Here is a 15,044-nt window from a genome sequence, read left to right as displayed (position 1 = left end):
GGATTTATTGTAACAGGTCGCTACTACGGTGTGTCCACTTTCTAGTCTATCTGCATGTCTCGCCAAATAGGTAACAAATTGTTCCTTATTCGAGCCCCCCACCGAGTGTCTCGCCAAATAGGTAACAAATTACTCCTTATTCGCACACCGTACCGAACGTCACGCCAAATAAGTAACAAATTGTACCTTATTCGCCCGGCCGCCCAACTACCACATTCGGCTTCGAGTTGTCTCTTTCGGGTTCAGCATATAGCCGGTTATTCTGGCGGCATCCGGACGCGAAGCAACGAGGAGTCCGCGTCCCATCAACGTGCGAAGATAGCGCGACGCGGTCTTGGGATGAATTTGAATGTCGGCGGCAACCTGCTGCGCGGAAAGCGGCCCTGAGTGATTACGAGCCGCACGCATAATAGCCAGCTCAACCGAATTTAAATCAACGGCAGCACAGTGGTTTCCGCCCGAGTACCCCCATGTCCCCAGAGCCTGCAGCAGCAGTTGCTGGCATTGACGCGGCTTTTCCACTACGTCGTCGTGCGAAAAGCGCAGCATCCGCCAGCCGTCCAGCAGCAGGTGGTTCTGGCGCATGAGGTGATCGGCAAACTTGCGGCGGTCTAAGTCGCGGCAGTGCGGACCGTATCCGTCCGTCTCCAGGTTGATGCGCAGACTGTCCGGGCGGACGGCGTAGTCGAGAAATCGCGAGCCGTCTTTGAAATCCCTGACCTCATACTCCGCCACCAATCCGTCAAAGTGACCCAGCGCCGGCCACCATACCTCCGACAGCAGTTTTTTCTCCGCGTGCCCGTGCTTTTCCAGCCTTCTTCTGCGCTCGCCTTTGCTGCGCTTCCATTGTTCCTCGATAAAGCGCGAGTAGGCGCTTTCGAATGCTTGGGTCACTTCCCATCCACCCTTCCTCAGCAAAATAAAAACGCCATCCTCCCGGATGTCCGGGAGAACGGCGTGTGCTTCACGGCCGATAGAGCTGGCTGTATTTGTAGTTACTAGGATAGCGCAGAAGGGGATTTTTGGCAACGATACGCGCGGGAAATGTCCACGAATAGCCTCCGCCGCAACCTGGCGAAGCGCTTCGCTGACTGCGGGACCGTGACCGAACGCCGTAAACTCATTCCTTCCTCGTCCGCGATAAAGCCTCCTCCGCAACCCAAGCAGACGCTGCGCGTACTACGGGACCATGGCAGAAAGCCACACCTTAAGATCTGCTCGTCCACGAATAGCCTCCGCCCCAACCTGGCGAAGCGCTTCGCTGACTGCGGGACCGTAACCAAACGCCGCCCCTCATTCCTTCCTCGTTCACGAAAAGCCTCCTCCGCAACCTGACGTGCACGACTGCCTCTCTATCGTCGCAGCATGAGAACCCGCCATTCTTCCAGCATACGGAGCACGCACCATCCTAGCGGCACTGGGGACGATCCCTTTGGGAGCGCCGAAGGGTGCCAAAATGATACCCAACTTCATCCGCCGCCCCCGCATCTACCCCTATCCGTGATTGCCTCGAGACAGGGGTACAGGCGAAGGAGCCATGTGCGGCATATGGTAGAGGACAAACGTGAAGGGAGTGGTTGCGAATGTCTCGCGTGACTCATAAGCAAGCGAAGCCGCTTGTCGGTCGCCAAGTCTACGCTTTGCGCAAGGACGGTTCGGTAGTGAGCGGGAAGCTCGTGCAAATTCGCGGCAACGTCCTCGTTTTGCAGCAACCGAAAGGCAAAAAAGTGCAAACCAAAGCGATTTTGCCGCTTGTGTTGTTCGATGTGCTGGCTATCGGCACGACTCCGTTCTGGGGCTTCGGCGGCGGCTGGGGATACGGCTTCGGCGGTTGGTGGTAAACGAACCGGATTGTGCGGAGTAAGTGCTTCGCATCCGGGCCAAGGAGCGGCGCATGGCGCCGCTCCGTTCTTTTGGTGCTCCGACTCCGCCCGACGGCAAAAGCCGCTCCGCTCTTTAGCGGCGCCGACCCCGCCGAACAGCAAATATGGTATAATGTCCGACAAAGACGGAGCCAAGGTGCATGCGATGCTCATCTACCTGATTGTGCTTGCGACGGCGGCCGCGGTGCTGCTCGCCGTCCATTCCCGCAGCGAGATCAACCGCTGGGCGGCTTTCTTTCTGCTTAGCGCGGCGCTCGGCGGTCTGCCCAGGACCGTTTTCCGGACGCCGGACTTGGCCTACTGGGCGCACCTGTCCGAGCTGCTCAACCATACGCTCACGCCCTGCGGCGTCCTCCTCTTCGCCATCGTTTACGCGGAGACGGCTTTCCGCCCCCGGATCGGGCCTTACGGGAAGGCTGCGGTCTTTCTGCCGGCTGCGGCGACGATTCTGGCGACGCTGCCGCAGCCGGGGATGGCGCTGAACTTCAAGGCGCTGCTGATCTGGACGGTGACGTACTATTTGGCGGCTTGCTATCTGCTGGTGCAGTCCTATGCGCGAGAGACGCAGCCGCGGATGAAGCGAAACCGCCTGATCACGGTTTTGATCACCGTCCCGACGCTTCTCGGCGTGATCGCCTTCATCAACGTGGCCAAAGCCATCTCCCCGGCATTCGATTTTTTTCGTTACATATCTGTATTTATCGTATATTCCTTTGCGCTTGCGGGGCTTTGCGTGTTCGTCTACGGCGTGCTTGGCGTCAAGGTGCGGATCGAGCGGGACTCCCTGCAAGGCGCCTTGAAGACGGCCCGGATGAGCAGCGGCGTGCTGAACCATGCGGTCAAAAATGAAGTCGGCAAAATCGCGATCGGCGTCGAAAACGCGAAGCGGTCCATCGGGCCCGGCGATACGGACGCGGGCGAGCATTTGGACATGATCGCGAGCGCGGCGTCGCATCTGATGGAGATGGCAGGCCGCGTGCACAGCCGAACGAGGGAGCTTGCCTGGCAGGCGGAGCCGTGCCGGCTGGATCTTGCGGCAGCGGCTTGTCTTGACGGCCGACGGGGCTGGCTGGAGGAGCGCGGCGTTCGGGTCGGCGGAACGTATGCGGCGCAGCCGGAAATTCTGGCGGACCCGGTCCACCTGCGCGAGGCGATCGGCAATCTCCTGGCCAACGCGGCCGAAGCGATGCCCTGCGGCGGGACGATCGAGATCGCCGTGGAACAGGAAAGAAAGGCGGCGGTTCTGCGCGTCCGGGATACGGGCTCCGGGATTCCGCAAGAGGAGCTGCGCCGCGTGTGGGAGCCCTTTTACAGCACCAAGCAAGGCAAAGCCAATTACGGATTAGGCTTGTCCTACGTCTATCAGGTGATGGAAAAAAGCGGCGGCGAGGCGAACATCGCGAGCTCGCCCGGGACGGGTACCGTTGTTACGCTGCGCTGGCCGCTAAGGAGGAGAAAGGCATGAACCGGATCCGGCTGCTGCTCGTCGAAGACGACCCCGATTGGATCAAAGCGATAAGCGCCTTTTTGAACCGGGAGGAGGACCTACTGGTCGTGGGCGCGGCTGCGAGCGCGGACGAGGCGATCCGGCTGGCCCGCACGCTCGACTTCGACGTCGTCCTCATGGACGTGCATCTGTCCGAGACGGGACGCGACGGCATCTATACCGCCATGGAGATGCAGGAAATCCGTCCCGTTCGGGTCATCATGCTAACCTCGGACACCGATGAGCGGACGATGACCGACGCGTTCACGGCCGGCGCCGTCCAATACCTGGAGAAATCCCGCTTTGCGGAGCTGCCGCAATCGATTCGAGCGGCCTACCATCATCCCGGCGCGATGGAAGCGCTGCTGAAGGAATTCGCGAGACTGAAACGGGAAGAGCAGCTCCAATCCCTGACCCCGGCCGAGCGGGAGGTATACGACCTGATCGAGCAGGGGTACACCCACCCCCAGATCGAAAAGCGGCTGTACAAGGCCGAGAGTACGCTCAAGAACCAGGTGAACAAAATTTTGAAAAAGCTCCGCGTGCGCAGCGGCAAGGAAGCGGTCGACAAGGTGCGGCGAAAAGGGCTGCTGTCGCAAAGGGAACCGGAGGCGCATTTCGAAACGCGGCAGAACGGCGAGGAATAGCCCGGGAGCGGACATGGAACGGTCTCCGAGCAAGCACGAGGTACTACGAAGCGTAGTACCTCTTTTTGCTGTCCGCCTACGGAAGTTGGAACTGAGCAGCTGTCCGCGGCTCGTCTACAATGACGGTAAGACGGAGAGGAGGCGATGGAGGTGGGACGACAACAAAGACGGCAGATTCCGAGACGAGCGTCCATCCTATTGCTGATCGACGGCGATTGTCCGCTGTGCCGGACGCTGACGCGCTTCGTCGCCCGGCGGGACAGCGCGGACCGGTTCCGGTTCGCGGCGTTGGACTCGGAATATGGGCGGCTAGCGTTGAAAAGCGCGGGTCTTGCAAAAAATCATGGCGAAGGGAACGGCACGTTCGTGCTGATCCAGCATGGGCGGCCCTTCGTGAAGTCCGAAGCGGCGCTGCGCGTTTTTCGCCACCTGGGAGGGGGTTGGCCGCTGCTGTACGCCGGCATTCTCGTTCCTGTCCAGCTGCGAGATCGGGCGTACGACTGGATCGCAGCGCGCCGGTACCGCTGGTCCGCGTTCAGGCGGGCGGAAGCTTGTCCGCTGCCGGACGAAGAGACGCGCCGGAGGTTGAACGATAAGGTTTCCGGGCAAGAGGAGGAAGGACGATGAAGAAGCCAAAGCCGATCTACGTAGAGACGGAGATCGACGCAGATATGGATGCGCTCTGGCGGCATACGCAGTCGCCGGAGCTGCACGAGCAGTGGGATTTGCGCTTTTCGGAAATCGCGTATTTGCCGCAGCCGCCCGGGGCGCGGGTTCAGGAATTTCGCTATCTGACGCGCATCGGGTTCGGCCTCTGCATCGCCGGAACGGGGCGCTCCGCGGCGGCGCGAGAGACTCGGGACGGCATGCGCATGTCCGTCCTGCGCTTCGGCTCAGACGAACCGCTGTCGCTCATTCGCAGCGGCGCCGGATACTGGCGGTACGTCCCGCTGCCGGACGGCCGCATCCGATTCGCGACGCGGTACGATTACGTGACGCGCTTCGGGCCGGCGGGCCGGCTGTTCGACCGGGCGGCGTTCCGCCCGCTGTTCGGATGGGCGACCGCCTGGAGCTTCGATGCGCTGCGACTGTGGCTTGAGCGTGGGAAGGCGCCCGCGGCCAGCTTGAGGCAGGCCCTGGCGCACCTGGCGGGCGTGTTCGGGCTCGCGCTTTGCTGGCTTTACGAGGGGCTGGTTCCGAAGCTGCTCGGTCCGGCATCCGGTGAGCTCGCGATGCTGCGGGCCGCCGGATGGTTCCCGGCCCGGGAGGCGTCAGCGATCTGGACGCTCGGCGCCGCGGAGCTGCTCATGGCGGCGGCGATCGTCCGTTGGCATCGCCTGACATGGATATACGCGGCTCAAGCCGCGCTGCTCGTGCTGTTGACCGCCGCGGGCGCCACGGCCGGCCCGGAGCTGCTGAGTGAGCCGTTCGGGCCGCTCCCGCTCGCAGCGGCTATGCTGGCGCTGGGCGCAGTCGCCGCGTGGACGGCGAAGGATCTGCCCAGCGCGGCGCGCTGCCGGCGCAGACCAGCCGCAACCGATGAAAAGAAAGGAAGGACGAACGATGGCATCCATTTATGAATTGGCGCTCGGCGACGACTTCCGGCGTTTGCACCCGAAAATTCGTGAACACTTCGGCTTCTCGAGCGACGACCGCGTTGCCAGCTTAGGCGAAGGGACGATGGACCGGATCTGGTATGCCAAGTGGGCGAAGCTGCCGCTCATGCTCGGAGCGACGCGACGGATCATGTTTCCGAGAAGCGGCAGCCGCATTCCTTTTACGATCGACAACTATGCGTACCTTGACGAGTGGGGAAGGGAGACGGTCACCTGGAATCGCAGCTTTCGTTTTCCGAATGCCGTCCATCGATTCGAAGCGACGATGATCTACAGCGGCGAGCGGCACCGCATCGTCGACTACCTGGGCAACCGTCAGCATCTGGCGGTCGATCTGGCCTTGACCGTGTCGGAGAGGGGCGGAATCCGGATCGTCTCCGGGGAGCAGCGCTTTTACGAAGGGCCGCTCGGCTTCCGCTTTCCGACCCCGCTCACCGGCGTGGCGGACGTCTGCGAATGGTATGACGACGATGCGGCATGCTATCGGATATCGGTCGCGGTACGCAGTCCGGTCGCAGGCCCGGTCTTCGGCTATGAAGGCGCCTTCCGGGCGACGTTTACGTCCATGCCTCCAGGACGAATCCCGACTGATGCCAAGCCGCTTCGAACGGAACGCCGAGAGTAAAGAGGGGGTGGTTCGCATTCAGCGGTTTGACCAACTCGTAGCAATTGTAAGCGGCCCAATATTCTTTTACGGTGTAGCCGAGACGCCGGTAAAAGGCCTGGCCTTTGTCGTTTCCCTCGTCGACGAAAAGCCTAGCCCGGGTGCAGCCGTGATTGCGTCCGTAGGCTTCCGCTTGGCGCATCAGCTCCGAGCCCAAGTGCCGGCCCTGGTAGCCGGCGTCCACGGCGAGCAAGTCGATGAACAGCGTCTCCTGTTGGACTTCCAGGTGAAGGAAGGCGATCGGATCGCCGCCGCGGGCGTTCGCGACGACGAGCGTGACGCCGCGGGTCAAGCGCCGCTTGATGTCGTCCGTCAGCCGGCGGTCGCGCGGGTGCTGGTGGGGAGAGAGGGGGATAAGCTCCTTGCGGACGAGCCGGACGATGCTACTCAAATCGCCGCGTCGCCTCCATCGAATCATAACGGCACCTCCTGCATCATGGCGGGTTCTCCGCCGCAAGGCGTCGGAGAAGGCATGATGTATCGTATGAACATGCCCGGCAGGATGCCTCCGCGAATCTTCATACGCGTATTGACGAACGGTTCGGCGAGGCATATAATGAGTACAACTTGATGCAACTTGAACAGCCGTGAAGAGGAAGAAGCGCGAGGGCTCTTTTGCTCAGAGAGCGTCGGGATTGCTGCGACCGATGCCAGAACCCCTTTACGCAAGGTCTCCTCGGAGCTGTTCTCCTGAACCGCCGCCCGCGGCGCAGTAGGGGGAATCGCGTCGCGCACGTTATCGCGCCCCAAGTACCGATGCCGATGCTTTTTGCCCGCGCATCCGTACTTGACGAGGTCGTCCACCGCGAGGTGGCCGGCGAACCCGGGTGGTACCGCGGAAGGACACAACCTTTCGTCCCAGAACGTCTTTGCAGGCGTTTTGCGACGAAGGGTTTTTTGTTTTCCATTTGAACTTTTCGAAAGGAGGATGACGGATGAGCGCGCATAGTGCCACACTGAAGTCCAAAGAAGAATTGATTGAAAAATGGGGCAAGGAAGAAGTCATCACCGGCTCCGAAATGCTGCTCCGTAGCTTGTTGTTGGAGGGCGTCGACTGCGTATTCGGCTATCCGGGCGGCGCAGTGCTGTACATCTACGACGCCATGTACGGGTTCGAGGATTTCAATCACCTGCTGACCCGCCACGAGCAAGGCGCCATCCACGCGGCCGACGGTTACGCCCGCAGCACGGGCAAGGTCGGCGTCTGCATCGCAACTTCGGGCCCGGGGGCGACCAATCTCGTCACCGGCATCGCGACGGCTTACATGGACTCGGTGCCGCTCGTCGTCATCACCGGCAACGTCGTTTCGAGCCTGATCGGCACCGACGCCTTCCAGGAAGCGGACATCGTCGGCATTACGATGCCGATCACCAAGCACAGCTACATGGTGAAAAAGGCGGAGGATCTCCCCCGCATCATCCACGAGGCGTTCCATATCGCGAACACGGGCCGCAAAGGTCCGGTCCTGATCGACATTCCGAAGGACGTTTCCGCGGACAAGGGGTTGTTCCAGCCGGTGAAGGAAGTGAAACTCCGCGGCTACAACCCGACGGTCCAACCGAACAAGCAGCAGGTCGACAAGATGCTGCGCGCGATCGAGCAGTCCGAACGCCCGATCCTGCTGGTCGGCGGCGGCGCCGTCTACTCCGGGGCGCATGAAGAAGTGTACGAATTCGTCACGAAGACGCAGATCCCGGTCACGACGACGCTGCTCGGCATCGGCGCTTTCCCGAGCGGCCACGAGCTGCACATGGGCTTCCCGGGCATGCACGGCACGTGGACGGCGAACACCGCCATCCAGAACGCCGATCTGCTCATCAGTATCGGCGCCCGCTTCGACGACCGCGTCACGGGCAAGCTGTCCGGCTTCGCGCCAAAGGCGAAAATCGTCCATATCGACATCGATCCGGCCGAGATCGGCAAGAACGTCCCGACCGACATCCCGATCGTCGGGGACGTCAAGGCGGTGCTCCAACAGGCGATCGCGGGCGCGAAGCGCACGGACAAAGCCGACGCCTGGCGCGCGCAGATCCAGGAATGGAAGGCGAGCAAGCCGTTCAGCTATACGGACTCCGAGACGGAGTTGAAGCCGCAGTGGGTCGTCTCGATGATTCACGAGACGACGAACGGCGACGCGATCGTTACGACCGACGTCGGCCAGCACCAAATGTGGGCGGCGCAGTACTATCCGTTCAACAAGCCGCGCTCCTGGGTCACCTCCGGCGGCCTCGGCACGATGGGCTTCGGCTTCCCGTCCGCGATCGGCGCGCAAATGGGCAACCCGGACCGCACGGTCGTCTCGATCAACGGCGACGGCGGCATGCAGATGTGCGCGCAGGAACTCGCCATCTGCGCGATCAACAACATCCCGGTCAAGGTCGCCATCCTGAACAACCAAGTGCTCGGCATGGTGCGCCAGTGGCAGGAATTGATCTACGACAACCGCTACAGCCACATCGACCTGGCCGGCAGTCCCGACTTCGTGAAGCTGGCCGAGGCGTACGGCGTCAAGGCGTTCCGCGCCTCGAACAAGGAAGAAGCGCGCCAGGCCTGGGAAGCGGCGCTGAAGCATCCGGGTCCGGCCGTCGTCGAGTTCGTCGTTCGCAAGGGCGAGAACGTCTATCCGATGGTCGCCCAGGGCAGCGCGATCGATGAAATGATAATGGGGGATGCCGAATGAATTATAAACATACCATCGCCATTCTCGTGAATGACCAGCCCGGCGTCCTGCAGCGCGTTTCCGGCCTGTTCGGCCGCCGTGCCTTCAACATCGAGAGCATCACCGTCGGCGCTTCGGAAGAGCCCGGCCTGTCCCGCATGGTCATCGTGACGACCGGCGACGAGCGTACGCTCGAGCAAATTCAAAAGCAGCTGTACAAAATCGTAGACGTCATCAAGGTCATCGACGTCGGTTCCAATCCGATGGTGGCGCGGGAGCTCGGCCTGATCAAGGTCAACGCCGAGCCGTCCGCCCGGCCGGAAATTCTCGGCGTCGTCGAGACGTTCCGCGCGGCGGTCGTCGACATCGGCCCGTCGAGCCTTATCGTTCAGGTCGTCGGCGACACAGACAAGATCGACGCGATGATCGAGCTGTTGAAGCCGTACGGCATCCGCGAGCTGTCCCGCACGGGCGTCACCGCCCTTACGCGCGGCGCGCGCTGATCCGCCGAACCCGCCATCCAGAGATCCCTATCATCCGCCTCCCGCAAGGAGCGGGTGTTCGAGGAGAGAACCGGTACCGGCCGGAGCTTGTCCGGGCCGCGCCGCCGTTCTCTCTTGGGACGCCCGTTTCATGAGGGTTGCCCTATTTCAGCTTTCATTTATAAGGAGGATTACAAACAATGGCAGTCAACTTGTTCCATGAGAAAGACGCGGACTTGAGCGTTCTGAAAGGCAAAACCATCGCGGTGATCGGATACGGCAGCCAAGGCCACGCCCAAGCGCAAAACCTGCGCGACAGCGGCCTCTCCGTCATCATCGGTCTGCGCGAAGGCAAATCCGCCGAAGCGGCGCGCAACGACGGCTTCGAAGTGCTGTCCGTCGCGGATGCGACCCGCAAAGCGGACGTCGTGCAAATCCTGATGCCGGACGAAACCCAAGCCGCCGTCTACAAGAACGAGATCGAGCCGAACCTCAAAAAAGGTGCAGCCCTCATGTTCTCCCACGGCTTTAACGTTCACTTCGGCCAAATCGTCGCGCCGGCCGACGCGGACGTCCTCCTGGTCGCTCCGAAGTCTCCGGGCCACATGGTTCGCCGCACGTACGTCGAAGGCTTCGGCGTCCCGGGTCTGATCGCCATCCATCAGAACGGCACGGGCAAAGCGTTCGAGATCGGCATGGCTTACGCCAAAGGCATCGGCTGCACCCGCGCGGGCGTCATCGAGACGTCGTTCCGCGAAGAAACCGAAACCGACCTGTTCGGCGAACAAGCCGTCCTCTGCGGCGGCGCGAGCGCGCTGGTCAAGGCGGGCTTCGAGACGCTGGTCGAAGCGGGCTATGCCCCTGAAATGGCTTACTTCGAGTGCTTGCACGAGCTGAAGCTGATCGTCGACCTGATGTACGAAGGCGGCCTCGCTTCCATGCGCAACTCGATCTCCAACACGGCCGAATACGGCGATTACGTCACCGGCCCGCGCATCGTGACCGACGAGACGAAGAAAGCGATGAAAGCGGTTCTGTCCGACATCCAGCAAGGCAAATTCGCCCGCGATTTCATCCTCGAAAACCAATCCGGACGCGCCTTCCTCACGGCTACCCGCCGCAACGAAGCCGAGCATCCGATCGAAGTCGTCGGCAGCCAGCTGCGCGGTCTGATGCACTGGATCAACAAGTAATCGCGCCCTGAGCGTAGGCAATAACGTGCTATAATGGAGGAGAAGGTCCGATCCCGTCGGCCTTCTCTTCTCTCATATGTGTAATGCCAGGAGGTGCGGTGAACAGCATGCGCAAAATATATATTTTCGACACGACGCTCCGCGACGGCGAGCAATCTCCGGGCGTCAACCTGAACACCCAAGAAAAGGTGGAGATCGCGCTCCAGCTCGAGAAGCTCGGCGTCGACCGGATCGAAGCCGGATTTCCGATCGCTTCGCCTGGCGACCTGGCCGCGGTGAATGCGGTTGCGCGTGCCGTAAAGAACGCATCGGTCGTCGGCCTCGCGCGCTCGCGCGAAAAGGACATCGACGCGGTCGTCGAAGCGCTGAAGGGTGCCCAGGACCCGCGGATCCACATTTTCCTCGCGACCTCGCCGATTCACCGGAAGCACAAGCTCCGCATGGAAAAAGCCGAGGTGCTCGAGACGGCCGAACGGATGATCAAGTACGCCAAGGCGCGCTTCGCCCAGGTCGAATTTTCCGCGGAAGACGCCGGACGGACGGAGCTCGACTTCCTGTGCGAAGTCACGGCGCTCGCGATCAAGGCCGGGGCGGACGTCGTCAACATTCCGGACACGGTCGGATATATGACGCCGTATGAGTACGGCAACATTTTCAAAACCTTAAAGGAAAACGTGCCGGATATCGAAAAAATCCAGTTGTCCGCGCACTGCCACGACGATCTCGGCATGGCGACGGCCAACTCGCTCGCAGCCATCCTGAACGGGGCCGACCAGATCGAAGGGACGATCAACGGGATCGGCGAGCGCGCCGGCAACACCGCCCTCGAGGAAGTGGCGCTCGCGCTCATGACCCGCGCCGAATTTTTCGACGCGACGACGACGCTGCACCTGCAGGAGATCGCCCGCACGAGCCGCCTCGTCAGCAAGCTGACGGGGATGCCGGTTCCCGGCAACAAGGCGATCGTCGGCGCCAACGCGTTCGCCCACGAATCCGGCATCCATCAGGACGGCGTCCTGAAGGAGAAGACCACCTACGAGATCATCTCCCCGGCGACGATCGGGCTCAAGGACAGCAAGCTCGTGCTCGGCAAGCACTCCGGCCGCCATGCGTTCCGCGAGAAGCTGGTCGACCTCGGCTTCGAGAATTTGACCGAAGAGCAGGTGAACGCCGCTTTCGGCAAGTTCAAGGACCTCGCCGACCGCAAGAAGGATGTCGGCAACGAAGATATCCTGGCGCTGCTCGAAGAGAAACTCATCGAAACGCCGGAAGTGTTCGCGCTCGAGCAGCTCGTCGTCGCCTTCGACAGCCATGCCGTGCCTAATGCGACGGTCAAGCTGAAGAAGGAAGGCGTCGTCGCTTCGCATAAGGCTGAAGGCAACGGCTCAGTTGACGCCATTTATCAGGCGATCGACGCGATTTCCGGCGAGACGGTGGAGCTGGACGACTACTCGATCAAGTCGGTCACCGACGGCACCGACGCGCTCGGCGAAGTGCACGTCGTGCTGAAGCAGGGCGAGTACAGCGCGCAGGGGCGCGGCGTCAGCACCGACATCCTCGAGGCGAGCGCGCGCGCATACGTGGACGCGCTCAACCGCCTGGTCGAAAAGCGCAAGGAGCCGGCGCGCACGAAGCGGGACCGGGACAACGTCACATTAATCTAGTCGTCACATATTTTACAGCAGTAGCGGGGGCCCGCAGCATGTCGGCATCGGACCTTACGCTAACCAAGAAATGGGGAACCCCGTAATGAACTACCGATATTCCTCCAGGCTGGGGAGCTTCTCCTCCTCCGCGGTCCGGGAAATTTTGAAGCTGACCCAAGGCGATGCCATCATCTCCTTCGCGGGCGGGCTGCCCGCCGAGGAGCATTTCCCGGTCGCGGCCGTGTCCGAGGCGTTCCAGCGGGTGATGGCGCAGGGCAACAAGGCGTTGCAGTATGGCCTGACCGAAGGGTATCTGCCGCTGCGCGAGGCGCTCTGCGGACGTATGGCGAAGAAGGGCATTCGCGTCACGCCTGACGAGATGCTGCTGACGACGGGCTCGCAGCAGGCGATCGACCTGTTGACGCGCATCTATATCGATCCGGGCGACGTTATCCTGGTGGAGCGTCCGACCTATCTGTCCGCGCTTCAGGTGTTCCGCTCGTACGGCGCGAAGACGGTGTCGGTCGCGGCCGACAGCGACGGGCTCGATCTGGCCGATCTCGAAGCCAAGCTGCTGCAATACAAACCGAAGATGCTGTACGTCATTCCGACATTCTCGAACCCGACAGGCAAGTCGTGGAGCACGGAACGCCGCCGCGCCGTGCTGGAGCTCTGCCGCCGGACCGACACGCTGATCCTCGAGGACGATCCGTACGGCGAGCTGAAATTCGGCGACGCTTCGCTGACGTATCCGTCGATTTTCTCGCTGGCTCCCGAGGTGTCGGGCTCTTGCGTCGTCTACACGAGCACCTTCTCCAAGACGGTCGCGCCCGGCCTGCGCACCGGCTGGGTCATGGGAGACGCGGACGTGATCCGCAATCTCGCCCGCGCCAAGCAAGCAGCCGACCTACAGTCCAGCACGCTGGACCAACAGACGCTGTATCAGCTGCTCGCGCACTTCGACCTTGACGGCCATATCGAGTTTGTCCGCAAGGAATACGAAGCGCGGATGCGCCAGATGGTCGGCCTGCTCCGCGATCACGCGTGGCCGGGCGTCACGTTCGAAGAGCCGAAGGGCGGCATGTTCATCTGGGTCGAATTCGCTCCCGGCATCGATTCGGGCGAACTGCTGAAGACGGCCGTCCAGCAGGGTGTCGCGTTCGTACCGGGCGTCTCGTTCTTCGCCGAAGATCCGCAGCTGAACACGGCGCGGATGAACTTCACGTTTGCGGACGAGGCCGGCACGGTCGAAGGCATGAACCGGCTGTCCCGCGCGTTGGAGCAGTTCGGCGCGCTAGTGTGAGCTTATTCGACTTCGTGGCTTTACCGTATAGCAAAACGACAACCCCCTAACCCGGATTCGGTTAGGGGGTTGTTTGCGTTTGCGGCATCTAGCGCCAAGAGCAGACTGCCGCCTCTGCCAGTTGCTTGAGACGCGTACAACGATATTCGATGAACCGGCGCATGTACGGTTTCAGCAGAAGCCGTTCGACCGCCCGGCCGATGAGGCCGAAAGGCGCTTCGAACCGGAGCGTGTCCGTCATGACCGTCCCTTTCTGGCAAGGGCGGAATTCGTGCGTGTGGATCAGACGCTTGAAGGCTCCTTGCGTCATCTGGTCGACGAACTTAGTCGGCCGATCGTATTCGAGGACCTGAGACGTCAAGTTCTGCCGTACGCCGAGATGGGTCGCCCGAAAGGTGACGACGTCGCCTAACGCCACCTTGCCTCCGCCTTCGACGACTTTTTCTTTTGTGTGCGGCCACACGGTTTGTCCATGTAAATCCGTATCGCGCGCCAGATCGAAGCAGGTTTCTATATCCGCGTATATGACTGTTCGGATCTGGATGGTAATCATCGCTGGATCCTCCTTGACTAGCTTGTGAGCTGTGTCGAAAGGGTTCTTTTCATAGGATACCCTATTTGTCGTTAGATGGCATGATTGATCCCGGTCACATCCATCGGCGGGAACAAGGAAAGGATGCCTTTGCCATTGGCAGGCGCGTCAAAAGTATATACAGGTTCCCAGGCGCCGAAGTCTTTTTTCTTAAAAATCTCGAAATTCGGGAAGCCGTCATGCTCCCCTTGAACCTGAACCATACCCGTATCGTAGACGGTAACCGTGAATGAATAGTCTCATCAGTTTTTTTGATTTCTCCGCAGTCGTCCTTCATGGCAAAAAAGGAACAGATCGAGTCGTTTCGCCCGTGCCTCTTCCAAAGTCCGAGTCTCTTGCAGCCCTTTTAGGTGATTTTCTTAAAAGTAATGAAAATCAATGTTTATCCAAACATTCCCTTCCTCCCTTACATATCTTGGAGTGCGTAAAGGAGGAGGTGATATTTTTGGTGCGTATTCTTGATAAAGCAGCCGTTCAGCCGCGCCGCAGCTTCAACTTGGCCAGATCGTTCACGATTCGACGCTCTCCTTCGAAATCCGGCATTGCAGCGATCGCGATACGGATACCGGTTCGTTCTCAGCCGAATCGGGTAGATTTGGTAGCATCCGTTGGCGTCAGAGGCATCACGGGCATTGGGCAAATTCGCTTTCGAATTTTCCGCGACGGAAAAGAAATATTCAACACGCTGCAAGGGATTGAATCTACGGGGTCGGAACAAAATTATATCGTTACCTTCCAGGCTGAAGATCGAAATGTAAAAGCAGGTACCCATGGTTACACGGTCACAGCAGAAAACCAAACTGCAAATACAAGAGTGGATGTTGTCGGACCGATATCGTTCAGCGGCTTAGCCGTTCAAACGAGATCCTGAC

17 protein-coding genes are annotated in these 15,044 nt (G+C 60.8%); 12 read left to right on the top strand and 5 right to left on the bottom strand.

The window, feature by feature from the left end:
• Positions 1-207: 207 nt before the first annotated feature.
• Positions 208-894 carry a methyltransferase family protein gene (locus LKX83_RS18020; protein ID WP_227883681.1) on the bottom strand — a complete coding sequence of 229 codons (687 nt, stop codon included), beginning with the start codon at positions 892-894 and terminating at the stop codon, positions 208-210.
• A 689-nt stretch (positions 895-1,583) separates the two neighbouring features.
• Between LKX83_RS18020 and LKX83_RS18015 the strand changes: the two genes are divergently transcribed.
• The 6 genes from LKX83_RS18015 to LKX83_RS17990 all read left to right on the top strand — a co-directional run bounded on the left by LKX83_RS18015 (position 1,584) and on the right by LKX83_RS17990 (position 6,257).
• Complete coding sequence (locus tag LKX83_RS18015) at positions 1,584-1,841, top strand: hypothetical protein (protein WP_227883680.1); 258 nt, start codon at positions 1,584-1,586, stop codon at positions 1,839-1,841.
• Between the two features lie 154 nt (positions 1,842-1,995).
• A complete protein-coding gene (locus LKX83_RS18010; RefSeq protein ID WP_227883679.1) occupies positions 1,996-3,348 on the top strand; it encodes a sensor histidine kinase in 1,353 nt (450 codons plus the stop codon).
• Complete coding sequence (locus LKX83_RS18005) at positions 3,345-4,016, top strand: response regulator (protein WP_227883678.1); 672 nt, start codon at positions 3,345-3,347, stop codon at positions 4,014-4,016. The genes LKX83_RS18010 and LKX83_RS18005 overlap by 4 nt, the downstream gene beginning before the upstream one ends.
• 150 nt (positions 4,017-4,166) lie before the next feature.
• Positions 4,167-4,643: a thiol-disulfide oxidoreductase DCC family protein gene (locus tag LKX83_RS18000; RefSeq protein WP_227883677.1), complete on the top strand. Its 477-nt coding sequence runs from the start codon at positions 4,167-4,169 to the stop codon at positions 4,641-4,643.
• The gene (locus tag LKX83_RS17995) at positions 4,640-5,596 is read left to right on the top strand and encodes a DoxX-like family protein (protein ID WP_227883676.1); all 957 of its coding nucleotides are present in this window, start codon (positions 4,640-4,642) and stop codon (positions 5,594-5,596) included. Before LKX83_RS18000 ends, LKX83_RS17995 begins: the two co-directional genes overlap by 4 nt.
• Positions 5,580-6,257, top strand: coding sequence for a DUF4166 domain-containing protein (locus tag LKX83_RS17990; RefSeq protein WP_227883675.1), 678 nt, complete (start codon positions 5,580-5,582; stop codon positions 6,255-6,257). The genes LKX83_RS17995 and LKX83_RS17990 overlap by 17 nt, the downstream gene beginning before the upstream one ends.
• Here LKX83_RS17990 and LKX83_RS17985 read toward each other — a convergent pair.
• Positions 6,190-6,714 carry a GNAT family N-acetyltransferase gene (locus tag LKX83_RS17985; RefSeq protein ID WP_227883674.1) on the bottom strand — a complete coding sequence of 175 codons (525 nt, stop codon included), beginning with the start codon at positions 6,712-6,714 and terminating at the stop codon, positions 6,190-6,192. The genes LKX83_RS17990 and LKX83_RS17985 overlap by 68 nt on opposite strands.
• On the bottom strand, positions 6,711-7,031 hold the full coding sequence (locus LKX83_RS17980; RefSeq protein WP_227883673.1) for a hypothetical protein: 321 nt from the start codon (positions 7,029-7,031) through the stop codon (positions 6,711-6,713). Before LKX83_RS17980 ends, LKX83_RS17985 begins: the two co-directional genes overlap by 4 nt.
• Positions 7,032-7,231: 200 nt before the next feature.
• Here LKX83_RS17980 and ilvB point away from each other — a divergent pair, with 200 nt between their 5' ends.
• From ilvB to LKX83_RS17955, 5 genes are all read left to right on the top strand, one after another.
• A complete protein-coding gene (gene ilvB, locus LKX83_RS17975; RefSeq protein ID WP_227883672.1) occupies positions 7,232-8,977 on the top strand; it encodes a biosynthetic-type acetolactate synthase large subunit in 1,746 nt (581 codons plus the stop codon).
• Positions 8,974-9,459: an acetolactate synthase small subunit gene (gene ilvN / locus LKX83_RS17970; RefSeq protein ID WP_227883671.1), complete on the top strand. Its 486-nt coding sequence runs from the start codon at positions 8,974-8,976 to the stop codon at positions 9,457-9,459. Before ilvB ends, ilvN begins: the two co-directional genes overlap by 4 nt.
• Before the next feature lie 179 nt (positions 9,460-9,638).
• Positions 9,639-10,631, top strand: a complete 993-nt coding sequence (gene ilvC / locus LKX83_RS17965) for a ketol-acid reductoisomerase (protein ID WP_227883670.1) — start codon at positions 9,639-9,641, stop codon at positions 10,629-10,631.
• Between the two features lie 107 nt (positions 10,632-10,738).
• On the top strand, positions 10,739-12,295 hold the full coding sequence (locus LKX83_RS17960) for a 2-isopropylmalate synthase (RefSeq protein WP_227883669.1): 1,557 nt from the start codon (positions 10,739-10,741) through the stop codon (positions 12,293-12,295).
• A gap of 85 nt (positions 12,296-12,380) precedes the next feature.
• Positions 12,381-13,580: an aminotransferase-like domain-containing protein gene (locus LKX83_RS17955; RefSeq protein WP_227883668.1), complete on the top strand. Its 1,200-nt coding sequence runs from the start codon at positions 12,381-12,383 to the stop codon at positions 13,578-13,580.
• Between the two features lie 88 nt (positions 13,581-13,668).
• Here the strand turns inward: LKX83_RS17955 and LKX83_RS17950 are convergent, their stop codons facing one another.
• Together LKX83_RS17950 and LKX83_RS17945 are read right to left on the bottom strand one after the other, a co-directional pair.
• On the bottom strand, positions 13,669-14,133 hold the full coding sequence (locus LKX83_RS17950; protein ID WP_227883667.1) for an SRPBCC family protein: 465 nt from the start codon (positions 14,131-14,133) through the stop codon (positions 13,669-13,671).
• Between the two features lie 71 nt (positions 14,134-14,204).
• Positions 14,205-14,375 carry a DUF3238 domain-containing protein gene (locus LKX83_RS17945; RefSeq protein ID WP_227883666.1) on the bottom strand — a complete coding sequence of 57 codons (171 nt, stop codon included), beginning with the start codon at positions 14,373-14,375 and terminating at the stop codon, positions 14,205-14,207.
• A gap of 242 nt (positions 14,376-14,617) precedes the next feature.
• On the opposite strand from LKX83_RS17945, the gene LKX83_RS17940 reads away from it, so the two are divergent.
• Positions 14,618-15,043, top strand: a complete 426-nt coding sequence (locus tag LKX83_RS17940; RefSeq protein WP_227883687.1) for an exosporium protein C — start codon at positions 14,618-14,620, stop codon at positions 15,041-15,043.
• Position 15,044: the final 1 nt, after the last annotated feature.

The sequence above is a fragment of the Cohnella baijiui genome, from assembly GCF_020731285.1.
In the GTDB taxonomy this organism is placed as follows: Bacteria; Bacillota; Bacilli; order Paenibacillales; family Paenibacillaceae; genus Cohnella.
The sequence above is the reverse complement of the archived record's forward strand: the minus strand, read 5'-3'. Positions and strand labels throughout refer to the sequence as shown.

Bases quoted from the DNA above. Each gene is read 5' to 3' on its own strand.
- LKX83_RS17960 (WP_227883669.1), top strand. From the start codon at position 10,739: ATGCGCAAAATATATATTTTCGACACGACGCTCCGCGACGGCGAGCAA.
- ilvC (WP_227883670.1), top strand. From the start codon at position 9,639: ATGGCAGTCAACTTGTTCCATGAGAAAGACGCGGACTTGAGCGTTCTG.
- LKX83_RS18005 (WP_227883678.1), top strand. From the start codon at position 3,345: ATGAACCGGATCCGGCTGCTGCTCGTCGAAGACGACCCCGATTGGATC.
- ilvN (WP_227883671.1), top strand. From the start codon at position 8,974: ATGAATTATAAACATACCATCGCCATTCTCGTGAATGACCAGCCCGGC.
- LKX83_RS17955 (WP_227883668.1), top strand. From the start codon at position 12,381: ATGAACTACCGATATTCCTCCAGGCTGGGGAGCTTCTCCTCCTCCGCG.
- ilvB (WP_227883672.1), top strand. From the start codon at position 7,232: ATGAGCGCGCATAGTGCCACACTGAAGTCCAAAGAAGAATTGATTGAA.
- LKX83_RS17990 (WP_227883675.1), top strand. From the start codon at position 5,580: ATGGCATCCATTTATGAATTGGCGCTCGGCGACGACTTCCGGCGTTTG.
- LKX83_RS17950 (WP_227883667.1), bottom strand. From the start codon at position 14,133: ATGATTACCATCCAGATCCGAACAGTCATATACGCGGATATAGAAACC.
- LKX83_RS17995 (WP_227883676.1), top strand. From the start codon at position 4,640: ATGAAGAAGCCAAAGCCGATCTACGTAGAGACGGAGATCGACGCAGAT.
- LKX83_RS18015 (WP_227883680.1), top strand. From the start codon at position 1,584: ATGTCTCGCGTGACTCATAAGCAAGCGAAGCCGCTTGTCGGTCGCCAA.
- LKX83_RS17945 (WP_227883666.1), bottom strand. From the start codon at position 14,375: ATGGTTCAGGTTCAAGGGGAGCATGACGGCTTCCCGAATTTCGAGATT.
- LKX83_RS17985 (WP_227883674.1), bottom strand. From the start codon at position 6,714: ATGATTCGATGGAGGCGACGCGGCGATTTGAGTAGCATCGTCCGGCTC.
- LKX83_RS18010 (WP_227883679.1), top strand. From the start codon at position 1,996: ATGTCCGACAAAGACGGAGCCAAGGTGCATGCGATGCTCATCTACCTG.